The organism is Parvularcula bermudensis HTCC2503 (genome assembly GCF_000152825.2).
GTDB lineage: Bacteria > Pseudomonadota > Alphaproteobacteria > Caulobacterales > Parvularculaceae > Parvularcula > Parvularcula bermudensis.
In genome coordinates this window covers 302,881-315,344 of the sequence record NC_014414.1, presented here as the reverse complement: position 1 = coordinate 315,344, position 12,464 = coordinate 302,881, and the positions used below count along the sequence as shown (strand labels likewise).

Annotated in this window: 11 protein-coding genes; 5 read left to right on the top strand and 6 right to left on the bottom strand. The window is 60.3% G+C overall.

Annotation, left to right across the window (positions count from 1 at the left end; genetic code table 11):
- Positions 1-90 precede the first annotated feature (90 nt).
- Together cysN and cysD are read right to left on the bottom strand one after the other, a co-directional pair.
- The gene (cysN, locus tag PB2503_RS01495; RefSeq protein ID WP_013299445.1) at positions 91-2,004 is read right to left on the bottom strand and encodes a sulfate adenylyltransferase subunit CysN; all 1,914 of its coding nucleotides are present in this window, start codon (positions 2,002-2,004) and stop codon (positions 91-93) included.
- Positions 2,004-2,900, bottom strand: a complete 897-nt coding sequence (cysD, locus tag PB2503_RS01490) for a sulfate adenylyltransferase subunit CysD (RefSeq protein ID WP_013299444.1) — start codon at positions 2,898-2,900, stop codon at positions 2,004-2,006. The genes cysN and cysD overlap by 1 nt, the downstream gene beginning before the upstream one ends.
- A 274-nt stretch (positions 2,901-3,174) precedes the next feature.
- Between cysD and PB2503_RS01485 the strand changes: the two genes are divergently transcribed.
- From PB2503_RS01485 to PB2503_RS01465, 5 genes are all read left to right on the top strand, one after another.
- On the top strand, positions 3,175-3,381 hold the full coding sequence (locus tag PB2503_RS01485) for a hypothetical protein (protein ID WP_013299443.1): 207 nt from the start codon (positions 3,175-3,177) through the stop codon (positions 3,379-3,381).
- A gap of 251 nt (positions 3,382-3,632) precedes the next feature.
- On the top strand, positions 3,633-4,175 hold the full coding sequence (locus PB2503_RS01480) for an RNA polymerase sigma factor (protein WP_013299442.1): 543 nt from the start codon (positions 3,633-3,635) through the stop codon (positions 4,173-4,175).
- A 180-nt stretch (positions 4,176-4,355) separates the two neighbouring features.
- The gene (gene uvrB / locus PB2503_RS01475) at positions 4,356-6,467 is read left to right on the top strand and encodes an excinuclease ABC subunit UvrB (protein WP_420798266.1); all 2,112 of its coding nucleotides are present in this window, start codon (positions 4,356-4,358) and stop codon (positions 6,465-6,467) included.
- A 143-nt stretch (positions 6,468-6,610) separates the two neighbouring features.
- Positions 6,611-7,792, top strand: coding sequence for a hypothetical protein (locus tag PB2503_RS01470; protein WP_148235152.1), 1,182 nt, complete (start codon positions 6,611-6,613; stop codon positions 7,790-7,792).
- 122 nt (positions 7,793-7,914) lie between these two features.
- The gene (locus PB2503_RS01465) at positions 7,915-8,859 is read left to right on the top strand and encodes an AEC family transporter (RefSeq protein WP_013299439.1); all 945 of its coding nucleotides are present in this window, start codon (positions 7,915-7,917) and stop codon (positions 8,857-8,859) included.
- Here the strand turns inward: PB2503_RS01465 and PB2503_RS01460 are convergent, their stop codons facing one another.
- The 4 genes from PB2503_RS01460 to PB2503_RS01445 are packed head-to-tail and all read right to left on the bottom strand — an operon-like array spanning position 8,860 to position 12,435.
- Complete coding sequence (locus PB2503_RS01460; RefSeq protein WP_013299438.1) at positions 8,860-10,473, bottom strand: cisplatin damage response ATP-dependent DNA ligase; 1,614 nt, start codon at positions 10,471-10,473, stop codon at positions 8,860-8,862.
- Between the two features lie 36 nt (positions 10,474-10,509).
- Positions 10,510-11,526 (bottom strand): ligase-associated DNA damage response exonuclease, encoded by a 1,017-nt coding sequence (locus PB2503_RS01455; RefSeq protein ID WP_013299437.1) that lies wholly within the window; start codon positions 11,524-11,526, stop codon positions 10,510-10,512.
- A gap of 4 nt (positions 11,527-11,530) precedes the next feature.
- Positions 11,531-12,070, bottom strand: a complete 540-nt coding sequence (msrB, locus tag PB2503_RS01450; RefSeq protein ID WP_013299436.1) for a peptide-methionine (R)-S-oxide reductase MsrB — start codon at positions 12,068-12,070, stop codon at positions 11,531-11,533.
- A gap of 14 nt (positions 12,071-12,084) precedes the next feature.
- A complete protein-coding gene (locus tag PB2503_RS01445; protein WP_013299435.1) occupies positions 12,085-12,435 on the bottom strand; it encodes a DUF423 domain-containing protein in 351 nt (116 codons plus the stop codon).
- Positions 12,436-12,464: the final 29 nt, after the last annotated feature.

Genomic DNA, 12,464 nt, shown 5'->3' with positions numbered 1-12,464 from the left:
CCACTTCGCGTCAAAATGATCCAACGGGCCATCCTCTCCGACGGCCCGTTGGCGTCCCATCCGCCGGTTTCGACAATCATCTCGACGCCCTTATTCGGCGTCGAGATATCCGCCTTCCTCGAGATAGGCGATGATCTTCTCCGCGGCCTCAACAGAGCTGAGGGCGGTGGTGTCGATATGGATCTCAGCCTCTTTCGGCGGCTCGTACTCAGAGTCGATGCCGGTGAAATTCGTGATCTCCCCCGCCCGCGCCTTTTTGTAGAGGCCCTTCACATCGCGTTCTTCCGCAACATTCAGCGGGGTATCGATAAACACCTCGATGAATTTCCCCTCGCCAAGGAGGGAGCGGGCCATTTGTCGCTCGGTGCGGAACGGTGAGATGAAGGCGGACAGGACGATCAACCCGGCATCGACCATCAGCTTCGCGGTCTCAGCCACGCGCCGAATATTCTCGACCCGGTCGGCGTCAGTGAAGCCGAGGTCCTTGTTCAGACCGTGCCGCACATTGTCCCCGTCGAGAATATAGGTGTGGCGTCCGCGGTCGTAGAGGCGTTTTTCGACCAAATTGGCAATCGTCGATTTACCCGCCCCAGAGAGGCCGGTGAACCAGAGCAGGGCAGGGCGCTGCATCTTGATGGCCGCCCGTTCGGCCGTTCCCACCTCAAGGTCCTGCCAGACGACGTTGGAGGCCCGACGCAGGGAGTGGTCGATCATCCCGGCCGCCACCGTCGAATGGGTTTGACGGTCGATCAGGATAAAACTGCCGGTGGCCCGATTTTCCTTGTAAGGATCGTAGCCAATCGGCGCTGACAAGTTGAATTTACAGACCGCGATCTCGTTCAGGCCAAGGGTCTTCCCCGGCCGCTGCTCAAGGGTATTGACGTCGATCTTGTTCCGCAAATCGGTGACCACGCCGGTCACGGATTTATTGGCGGTTTTGAGGATATATTGCCGTCCAGGCAACATTTCCTCGTCCGACATCCAGATGAGGTGGGCGGAGAATTGATCGGTCTGATCCGCCGGGGCCTGGCCCCCGCAAATGATATCGCCGCGGGAGATATCGATCTCGTCCTCAAGGGTGATCGTTACCGCTTGATCGGTTTCGGCCATGTCGAGATCGCCGCCCATTGTGACGATCCGGGCCACTTTGGATCGTTGCCCTGACGGAATGGTGATGATCTCATCCCCAGGGGAGATCGACCCGCTGGCAACGGTGCCCGAAAAGCCCCGGAAGTCGAGATTGGGGCGATTGACCCATTGGACAGGCATCCGGAAGGGACGCTGTTCCGATCGTTCAACATTCACCGTCTCGAGATGATCCATCAGAGAGGGGCCGGTATAATACGGGGTATTCTCAGAGGACGCCGTGATATTGTCCCCGGCCAGGGCGCTGATCGGAATGCAGGTAATGCCCTCAAAGCCGAGGCCCTTCGAGAAGTCGCGATAATCCGCTTCGATCTCTTTGAACTTGTCTTCGCTGTAATCGACGAGATCCATTTTGTTGACGGCCAGGACGATGTGACGAATGCCTAAGAGCGAGCAGATAAAGCTGTGCCGCCGGGTTTGGGTCATGAGCCCGGCGCGGGCGTCGACCAGCAGGATGGCGAGTTGCGCCGTCGAGGCCCCGGTGGCCATGTTACGGGTATATTGTTCGTGGCCGGGCGTATCCGCCACGATGAATTTCCGACGGTCCGTGGAGAAGAACCGATAGGCCACGTCGATCGTGATGCCCTGTTCCCGTTCCGCGGCGAGACCGTCCACGAGCAGCGCAAAGTCGATTTGATCCCCTTGGGTCCCCATTTTCTTGGAGTCCTGCTCGAGGCTCGACAATTGGTCCTCGTACAGCATTTGGGAATCATAGAGGAGGCGGCCGATAAGGGTCGACTTCCCATCGTCCACCGAGCCGCAGGTGATGAAGCGAAGCAGGGATTTTTGCTCGTGCTTTTCGAGATAGGCGACCACGTCGCTTTCAACGGCTGCAAGATCCTTGGGTGAGGTCGCCATTAGAAGTATCCCTCTTGCTTTTTCTTCTCCATCGACGCGGCCTGATCGTGGTCGATCACGCGCCCCTCGCGCTCGGACCCCTTGGCCAACAAGGTCTCCTGGATGATGTCGGGCAGGGTGGCGGCTGTGCTCTCCACCGCCCCCGTCAACGGATAGCAGCCCAAGGTCCGGAACCGGACCGATTTCATCTGGGGCTCACGCCCTTCGAGGGGGATGCGGTCATCGTCGACCATAATCAGGGTGCCATCGATTTCCACGATCGGCCGTTCGGCAGCGAAATAGAGATCGGGAATTTCGATATTCTCGCGGTAAATATATTGCCAGATATCCAGCTCCGTCCAATTGGACAGCGGGAACACCCGGATACTCTCCCCTTTGCGGATGCGAGTATTGTAGATGCTCCAAAGCTCCGGCCGCTGATTTTTGGGGTCCCAGCGGTGACCGGGGGCCCGGAAGGAGAAGATGCGTTCCTTCGCCCGAGATTTTTCCTCGTCGCGGCGCGCCCCGCCAAAGGCGGCGTCGAACCCGTATTTGTCGAGGGCCTGTTTCAACGCCTGGGTCTTCATCACATCGGTGTGATAGGCGCTGCCGTGGGAGAAGGGACCGACATTGTCCCGCACCCCTTCGGCATTGATGTGAACTTTCAGGTCAAGGCCGAGTTTTTCCGCCGTTTCATCCCGGAATTTGATCATTTCCCGGAATTTCCATGTCGTGTCGACATGGAGGAAAGGAAAAGGAGGCAGCGAGGGGGAGAAAGCCTTCAGCGCAAGGTGCAGCATGACGGAGCTGTCCTTGCCCACCGAATAGAGCATTACGGGGTTTTCGCACTCGGCGGCCACCTCGCGAATGATATGTAGGCTTTCCGCCTCAAGGCGATCGAGATGAGTGAGAGTCATTGACGTTGGCCCCCTGATAGACACACCGCTCCCGCCCGGAGCGCTTTCTTCGGCACGATTACGCGACGGGGGCGAAAACGCAAGGGATGGGCCACCTCATCGTTAACACTCGTCGCTCGCTTCCAGCCGCGCCCTCCAAACGCCATTTGATGAGCTATTTCATGTCGGTCTTGACCTTTGCAGCGGTGGGCTCGAAGAGGGAGAACGCTTGGATCGGTTCGTTGACGCCTTCGGACGAGGTGGCAAAATACCGTCCTAGAAAGGTCGAAGCGGCGTGGTTTCCGAGAAGCGATTATCAAAGCTTCAGGTTCTCATCACCGAAACTGAGCTGGCGACCATCGACGATTGGCGTTTCGCCAATCGGGCGGATAGCCGGTCTTCCGCGGTGCGGGAACTGATCGCGCTGGGGCTCAAATTGGCCGAATCCTCTCCGGAACAGGCCGATCAAGTCCTCACCTCCCTCCGTAAGCTCTCTTCCTGACTGTCCCGCCGGACGGCCTGTCGTATTATTCACATGCCGCTTTCCCGACTTGCCCTGCGCCCGTTTCCGGGCGGTGGCGATGCGGACCCCACACGCTGTGCGGGTTTCGACATGAGTGAGTCACTACTATCCCCCATAATGACACGGTGCGTTATGTCACTCTTTCGCCATAAGCAATTGATGTAAAAAGCATTTCTTTGGGTCCGGCGGCTCTGTTACGGCGACGATGTCGAATGAGAGAGGGCAGACCCATGGGATCACAATATCTCGCTCGGGCCCGTGCGGACCGACTGAAGCAGCGTGACGGGGATCTGCTGGATCACCCGGACGCCGCCGAGGCCTTATGCGCGTTGCGCCGATTTGCGTTCAGTCTGACCCGCAACGAAGATCGGGCCGCTGATCTGGTTCAGGACTGCCTGGAGCGGTGCCTCCGCAAGCAATATCTCTTTGATGGGCGGAATTTGCGGTCATGGATGTTCACTGTCTGTCGGCGGGTGTTCCTGAACCAAATCCGCCGGGAGCAAAGCCGCGGCATTGCCCTTGAGCTCGACGACGCGCCCCTCTTGGCGCTGTCGGTTGAGGGCAATCAGGACAGCTTTATGGCGTTCCGCGATCTATGTACCTCAATGGAGAATTTGTCGTCGGATGATCGGACAATGTTGTCGATGATCGCCGTCGACGGTCTCCGCTACGAGGATGTCGCCGAAGCGCTCGATGTCCCGGTCGGGACGGTCAGGTCCCGGTTGTCGCGCGCCAGAACGAAACTCAAGGACTCATTGGACGCCGTCGTCTGACCAAGAGGGGCCAAGAGGGGCCAGGTAAGGGGCGCTCCGCCTGATCCCTTGCCCCCAGATCTTTGCTCCCCGCTCCGTTGCGTTGAACAGGCCGACCGCGGGAGCTATCTCTGCGGCATGGCCGATCCCATCCCTGACACTCTCGCCTTCTCCGAAGCCGTCGCCACCTATCACGGCCGCATGGAGCCAGCGACCTGGAGCCCCCATCGCCCCTCCCGCCCGGAAAAGATGGAGGGGGGGAGGGCTTTCCGGGTCAGCTCGGATTACGAGCCGGCCGGCGACCAACCTGCGGCCATCGCCGAATTGGTGGCGGGCATTGCGGCCCAGGAGCAGGATCAGGTGCTGTTGGGGGTCACCGGTTCAGGCAAGACCTTCACCATGGCGAAGATCATTGAGGCGACCCAGCGGCCGGCGCTCATCCTGGCGCATAATAAGACCCTCGCGGCGCAGCTTTACGGCGAATTCAAGAGCTTCTTTCCTGACAACGCGGTCGAGTATTTCGTTTCCTATTACGATTACTATCAGCCGGAAGCTTATGTTCCGCGTACTGATACCTATATCGAAAAAGAGTCGACGATCAATGAGCAGATCGACCGGATGCGCCATTCGGCGACCCGGGCGCTTCTTGAACGGGACGATGTCATCATCATCGCTTCGGTATCGTGTATTTACGGGATCGGGTCGGTCGAAACCTATACCGAAATGACCTTTACGCTTGAGGTTGGGGAAACAGTCGAGCGCAAGCAGCTTTTGGCCGACCTCGTCGCGCTTCAATATAAGCGCAACGATGTGGCCTTCGCCCGCGGTGCGTTCCGGGCGCGGGGGGATATCGTCGAGATCTTTCCCGCGCACCTTGAGGATGTGGCCTGGCGGATCAGTCTGTTCGGGGACGAAATCGAAGCCATCACCGAGTTCGATCCACTGACCGGGCAAAAGATCGCGGATCTGCCGCGGATCAAAATGTATGCGAACAGCCACTATGTCACGCCGCGGCCGACCCTGCGCCGGGCTATTGAGGGGATCAAGAAAGAGCTGGCCGCAACGCTCCCCATTCTCCACCAGGAGGGAAAACTGATTGAGGCCCAGCGGCTCGAACAGCGGGTGCAATTCGACATTGAGATGATGGAAGCCACCGGGTCGTGTCAGGGGATCGAGAACTATTCCCGCTATCTGACAGGGCGAAAGCCGGGACATCCACCACCGACCCTGTTTGAGTATCTGCCTGAGAACGCCTTGGTGTTCTGCGATGAAAGCCATGTGACGGTGCCGCAAATCGGGGCCATGTTTCGCGGCGACTTCGCCCGTAAAAGAACGCTTGCGGAATATGGCTTCCGCCTGCCCTCCTGCATGGATAATCGCCCCCTCAAATTCGAGGAATGGGACGCGATGCGCCCGCAAACCGTACATGTCTCGGCGACCCCTGGCCCTTGGGAACTCGATCGCACCGGAGGGGTCTTTGTCGAGCAGGTGATCAGGCCCACGGGCCTGATCGACCCACCGGTTGAGATTCGACCGGTAACGACCGGACAGGTGAACCAGGTCGATGATGTCATAGACGAATGCAAAAAAGTGGCGGCGCAGGGGGGACGCTCTCTCGTGACCACCCTCACGAAAAAAATGGCCGAAGACCTCACCGAATATATGCACGAACAGGGAGTCCGCGTCCGTTACATGCACAGCGATGTGGATACGATCGAACGGATCGAGATTATCCGTGATCTGCGACTTGGGGTATTCGATGTTTTGATCGGGATCAATCTTCTCCGCGAAGGTCTCGATATTCCCGAATGCCAATTCGTCGGTATTCTCGATGCGGATAAGGAGGGATTCTTGCGCTCCGAAACCTCTCTTATCCAGACGATCGGACGGGCGGCGAGGAATGTCGACGGACGTGTCATTCTCTATGCGGATGGAATGACGGGGTCGATGGAGCGGGCGTTGCAGGAAACCGAACGTCGCCGCGAAAAGCAGCTTGCGCACAATGCGGCACACGGGATCACGCCCAAGACCGTCAAGGCCAAGATCGCCGAGATCACCGATAGCGATGATGAGGCCACCAAGGCCGCTGCGGGAACGAGCTTTACGTCGGAGCGGTTGACGAAGGGGGCGACGGGCATGGGCGCCATGCGCGAAGAACGTGAGGCCTATATCCCCGGTGCGAATATGCGCTCCCATCTTGGCGCCCTCGAAAAGCGGATGCGAGAGGCTGCCGCCAATTTGGAATTCGAGGAAGCCGCGACCCTACGCGACGAAATCCGGAAGCTCGAAGCCCTCGATCTCGAAACCCGCTGAGCTCTATCGCCCTCTCGCGATCCCGCGAAGCGAAGGCGCGCTTTGCGCGTGTGGAGCGTGGGGGAATGCACCTTTGCGCTGAGGTGACGAGTGTCGTAAATTCTTGGTTAAAAAATGATAGGATGAGGGCGTTGGGGGCATTGATGGCGGCAAGCTATTCCATTGAGGGGAGCGACGGCGAAGAAGTGGAGGAGTTGATCCCCGCCCCGCTCGACGAGGGACCTTCGGATGCCGAAGAAGAGCTCGGCGCGCCCGAAATCCGAAAGCAAGGACAGGCCACCTTCGATAGCCAAGCGCGGAAATTCGCCGACGAGTTCCGGGAAATTTGGAAAAACCCCGAGGGGAATCTGCACAAGGCCTTGATGCAACGGACACTGAACAGCCGGGTGTTCGGCGCCTTTTTGGTCGGCTTGCTCGCCACGACTATTCTCGGCGCCCTGTTCGATCTGACGGCGGGCCTTTCTATGACGCAGATGGTGATCGGGCGGGCGGCTAGCGTGGCGGTGATGGGCTTCGGCCTCGCCATGCTGATCCTCACACTGCGGTGGAATGAAACGCATCGCGCCCAGCTGATCATCGAACAGGCGTGCAGCGCGATCAGTGATGGATTGGTGGAGCGCATCCTGCGCAGTCGGGCCGAAGAGATTCATCGTCATATCAACCATCTCAGCTTTACCAAGCGGGACGGTCATGGGTCCGATCCGCAACAATGCGTTGTGGAGGTGTCCAATCTCTGGCGGGAAATCTCGCTCATTCCCTATCTGCTCGACAAGGAATGGAAGATTTTCAAATACGCTTTCGTGATGAAAAATGAGCGGCGACGGACTCGTCCCTTTTTCATCGTGTCGCTGATTGGGTACAGCGCGCTTTATGTCCTCGCCGGCATTATCGCTGCCCTGGCGCTGCATAACGAAGGCCAGCCGACCCTGCGGGCCGCCATCGCTGGGGGCACCGTCGCCTTTTTCGGATGGGCGCAGTTCATGGTGATGGCGATGGTGATCCGAAACCAGATGCGGGATCGGATGAGCCATTTCGTGGCGGAGATCGAAGAGCGTCTTGGATATTATTTCGGGGACGGCAAGAGCGGAAAGGAAGAGTGGATGTCCGTGATCGCCCGCTATGACCCCGCGCCGATCGTCGGCAAGAAGCTCAAAGATGCCTACGAGTTCATTGCACGAAGCCGTCAGTCTCTTGACGTCGACACGGGGGAGCGCGGCGGTCGTGCCGATGATCTTTCCCCGCCAACAGGCAAGTCGTCGGGGGCCGTCGCCTGGTCGCCCCCCGCCGCGCGCCCTGCCCCTCGGGTGATCCGGCGCATTCGCTGAAGAAGGGGGGAGGTGCGGGGCCGTCGGGCTCCTTTGCCCCCCGCGAGGCGGGGCGTCATCGCCGAAATGAGCGGGCCCTTTGCTGACTTGACGATATCCGCCGTTGGGCGCACCGAACCCCGATGTTAGACACGTTGGTGGTCATTTCGCCGGTCTTCATTCTTGTGGGGGCCGGGGCGACGGCGTGCTGGACGGGGGTCATCAGCCAAGCGACTGTGGACGGGACGATGTCCTTCGTCCTCAAGATCGCTGTCCCGGTGCTCCTGTTCAGGGAGCTGGCGCGGCTTGATTTGGCATTGGTGTTCCAGCCAGCCCTCTTGCTCAGTTTCTACCTTGCCGCCTTCACGGCCTATACGATCGGTATCGTTGTTGCCCGCTTTGTCATTGGGCGGGATCTGCCCGATGCGGTGGTCATCGGTTTCGGGGCGTTGTTCTCCAACTCGCTCCTATTGGGGATTCCCATCACCTTCCAATCCTTCGGGCCGGAATCAGTGGCGGGGAATTACGCGATCATCGCGTTTCATTCGCCCCTTACCTATCTTGTCGGCCTCACCGTAATGGAAATGGTGCTTGCGGGGCGCAGCGGGATGCGGTCATTGCCGCGAAAGGTCGGGGGGGCGATGTTTCGCAACGCCATTATGGTGGGGATCGCGGCGGGGATCCTGGCCAATTTATTGTCGCTGGCCCCCACGGGCCCCGTCGGCGCCGCCACAGAGATGCTGGCGGCCACCGCCTTTCCCGCCGCCTTGTTCAGCCTTGGCGGCGTCCTGACGCGCATCCCGATCAAACGCTCCTTTGGGGCGGCGGCGATGGTGGCTAGCCTGTCTTTGCTGGTTCATCCCGCCATCGCGTTTCTATTGGGGGTCGGCGTATTCGGGCTCGACAAGGCGGGGGTCGTTTCGGCGGTGATGACGGCGGCCATGCCCACCGGCGTGAACGGCTTCATCTTTGCCCAGCTCTATGGGCGCGCCACAGGGGCGGCGGCGAGCGCCGTCTTCCTCGCGACTTTGCTCTCCGTTCTGACGATCCCTTTATGGATCATGCTCCTCAATACTGTCTTGGGCTGATCAGGCCGTCGCGGGAAGCATCGCCTCCAGTGTTTCCAGCCGATCTGCCTCGGCGGTGGGTTTGTCCCAGCGCAGCCGATTGATGCGGGGAAAACGCATGGCGATCCCCGATTTGTGGCGGCTTGACCGCTGTAGCCCCTCAAAGGCCACTTCGAAGACGAGCCCTTCCTCCCGTGTGGCCCGCACCGCCCGAACCGGCCCGAAACGGTCAATCGTATGATCCCGAACGAATTTGTCGATCTTCTTGAGTTCCAGGTCCGTAAAGCCGTGATAGGCTTTCCCCACCGGGACCAATTCTTCGCCGTCCTTCCCCGTCCGCCATACACCGAAGGTATAGTCGGAATAAAAGCTCGAGCGCTTGCCGTGCCCCCTTTGCGCGTACATCAGGACCGCGTCGACGAGGAAGGGCTCGCGCTTCCATTTCCACCACTGCCCTTTCGGCCGGCCGGGGACATAGGGGGCATCGGCGCGTTTTAACATCACGCCCTCAATGGCGTCCTCCGGCGGGTTTGCGCGCAAATCGGCAAGGGCCTCCCAGCTGCTCAGCGGAATCACCGGCGACAAATCCAGCCGCGGGAACGCCCCCTGCTGACTGATCTCTTCGAGATGGGCGCGCCGCGCGCTAAAGGGCAGGGGACGGAGATCCTCCCCTCTCGCCCATAGGAGGTCATAGGCGCGGATGAAGGCGGGGCTCTCCTCCAATAGCTTCTTGGAGACGACCTTTCGGTTGAGGCGTTGCTGGAGGTCGTTGAACGGTCTGACCACAAACCGGTCGGTTATAGCAGGGTCGAAGATCAGGAGCTCACCGTCGATGGCGACCTCCTCGTTGAGGCTGGCCAGGAGGTCGGGAAAGGTCCCCGAAATATCGTCCCCCGTCCGGGTATATAGCCGCTTGACCCCGTCCTCCACGACCGTCTGCACCCGGATGCCGTCCCATTTCCATTCGGCCATCATCTCTGTGAGGTCGATTTTCGGCTGGTCTTTCTCTTCCACCGGATGGGCCAACATCACCGGCCTGAACGGTGCCTTTGCGGCCTGGGCGGGACGGGGGCTGCGCCCCTCAAGCCAGGCGAAAAGGTCCCTATAGGGGGCCTCAAGCCCGTGCCACAGCTCCTCTATGTCCTGCACCGGTTGGCCGCCGAACTCAGCCAGGGCCAACTTGACGAGCCGTGCGGCCACGCCGATTCGCAGTCCGCCGGTAATCAATTTGATCAGTGCCCAGCGTGCCGGCGGCGAGAGGGCATCGAACCAGTCGGCAACAACGCTTGGGGCCTCTTGACGGGAAATCTCGCCCAGGGTCTCAACAATATCGGTCAGGGTGGGGATGTAGTTTCGCTGTTCCTGCCCGGGCCAGATCAGCGACACGGTCTCCGCCAGATCACCGACATAATCGTAGGAGAGACCGAACAGGACCGGGTCCACCCGCTCCTCGACCAAGGTTTTGATCATGGCCGGCTTCACCGATTTGATATCGAGGTCGCGGGTCATGGCCGCCACCGCCCAGCCCCGATCGGGATCGGGGGTCGATGCGAAATATTCCGTCAAAAGACGGATTTTGCCGTTCCGCGACGGCGTATAAATCAAACTCTCAAGCAGGGCGGCAAAGCGATTCACGTTGCCGCCCCCTTCGCCCCCGCCCGTTGAATGATCTTAATCATGGTCATCCTCATAGCCGATCAGGTGCAGGGGACGCGCGACCCGTCCGCGTAATTCCGCCCACCGGATGAGGGCGTCCTCACGCCCATGGGTAACCCACAGTTCATCTGGGTCCACCGCCTCGACGGTGTCGGTCAGCTCCCCCCAATCGGCATGATCTGAGATGATCAGCGGCAATTCGACCCCGCGCTGCTTGGCGCGTTGGCGGATCCGCATCCAGCCACTGGCAAAGCACGGAACAGGATCGGGGAACCGGCGGGCCCAGGTCGACTGGATCGCCGCCGGAGGACAGATGACGATTTCGCCGGAAAAATCTGTCTTCTCTCCAGATGAATCCTTCAAGGTCGCCGGGAGAAGGGGACTAAGATTGACCCCGAAGGATTCATAGAGCGTACAAAGACGGTCCAGGGCGCCATGGATAAAGATCGGGCGATCATATCCTTCTTCACGCAAATGGCGGATCACCCGCTGCGCTTTCCCAAGGGCGTAGGCGCCGACCAGGTGGGTCCGCTCGGGAAATTGCTGCTGCGACGCCAGAAGCTTGCGCACTTCTCCGCCTGTATCCGGATGGTGGAACACCGGCAGGGCAAAGGTCGCCTCGGAAATGAAGATGTGACACGACACCACCTCGAAGGCCGGACAGGTCGGGTCGCGTCGTCGCTTATAATCGCCGGTTACCACCATCCGCAGGCCGCCGAATTCGATCACCGCCTGGGCGGAGCCGAGCACATGGCCGGCGGGGGCCAGCCAAAGACCAACCCCATTGACGTTCGTCGTCTCGCCATAGGCGAGGGCTGTGCGCCGAGCGGTGAATTCCTCGCCATAGCGAACGGCCATGATCGCCAGGGTCTCTTCGGTCGCGATGACCGATCCGTGGCCTGAACGGGCGTGATCGGCATGACCGTGGGTAATCACCGCCCGATCGACGGGCGCCACGGGATCGATGTAAAAATCTCCCGGCGCACAATAGAGGCCCGCCGGGGTCGGGTGCAGCAGGGCCTCGGGGGTCACGGCGTTAGGCCGACTCCGCCGGGACGAAATCAAGGGCAACACCGTTATTGCAATAGCGTAGGCCCGTCGGCTGCGGCCCGTCCTTGAAGACATGGCCCTGATGGCCGCCGCACCGGCTGCAATGATATTCGGTCCGCGGCACGATCAATTTGAAATCGGTCTTGGTGTCGACGGCGCCGTCAATGACATCGAAAAAGGAGGGCCAGCCGGTGCCGCTTTCGAATTTATGGGAGGAGAGGAAGAGCGGCAGGGCGCAGCCCGCGCACACATAGGTGCCTTCGCGCTTTTCCGCGTTCAGCGGGGAGGTGCCGGCCCGCTCCGTCCCTTCTTTGCGGAGGACACGGAATTCCTCGGCGGTCAGCCGATCTTTCCAGGCCGCTTCGCTGAGCTCGGCCCAATCGGTGTCGTCGTTGATCTCTGAGGGTGAGGATGGGCTCATTGCGGCCTCCTGTGCTTTGCTGTCGCGTCCGGTACAGGCCACCGTCAGGGCGGCGCTGCCCCCAAGGAGGACCGACCGTCGTGTGAGTTGGTTCATGATCATCATCCCTATTTAGGGAGTTACTTCGTGATGACCGCCAAAAAGGTTGCGGCCCATCCGCCAAGGAGCAATAGGCCGCCGATCGGCGTGACCGCGCCCAGAAAAGTCGGCGCGCCCAAGGCCATGGCGTAGAGGGTGCCGGAGAAGATCAGCGCCCCGGCGACGAAACAGCCGCCGCCAATCGACGACAGACCGGTGGCACCGACACAGAGGGCCGCCACCGCGTGCAACAGCAAATAGAGGGTCGCCGTCTCCCACCAGCCAAGGGCGGGGCCGGTGAGTCTGTCGGCAAGGCCGTGGGCCCCGAAAGCGCCGAGACCGACCCCTGCAAAACCTAGCAAGGCCGCGGCGGCGACGATCAACTTATCCATCGAGCTCACTTTCCTTATTCGGTTATTCG

Excerpts from the sequence above, each read along its gene's own strand:
- cysN (WP_013299445.1), bottom strand. The coding sequence starts at position 2,004 with ATGGCGACCTCACCCAAGGATCTTGCAGCCGTTGAAAGCGACGTGGTC.
- uvrB (WP_420798266.1), top strand. The coding sequence starts at position 4,356 with ATGGAGCCAGCGACCTGGAGCCCCCATCGCCCCTCCCGCCCGGAAAAG.
- cysD (WP_013299444.1), bottom strand. The coding sequence starts at position 2,900 with ATGACTCTCACTCATCTCGATCGCCTTGAGGCGGAAAGCCTACATATC.
- PB2503_RS01465 (WP_013299439.1), top strand. The coding sequence starts at position 7,915 with ATGTTAGACACGTTGGTGGTCATTTCGCCGGTCTTCATTCTTGTGGGG.
- PB2503_RS01445 (WP_013299435.1), bottom strand. The coding sequence starts at position 12,435 with ATGGATAAGTTGATCGTCGCCGCCGCGGCCTTGCTAGGTTTTGCAGGG.
- PB2503_RS01480 (WP_013299442.1), top strand. The coding sequence starts at position 3,633 with ATGGGATCACAATATCTCGCTCGGGCCCGTGCGGACCGACTGAAGCAG.
- msrB (WP_013299436.1), bottom strand. The coding sequence starts at position 12,070 with ATGATGATCATGAACCAACTCACACGACGGTCGGTCCTCCTTGGGGGC.
- PB2503_RS01470 (WP_148235152.1), top strand. The coding sequence starts at position 6,611 with ATGGCGGCAAGCTATTCCATTGAGGGGAGCGACGGCGAAGAAGTGGAG.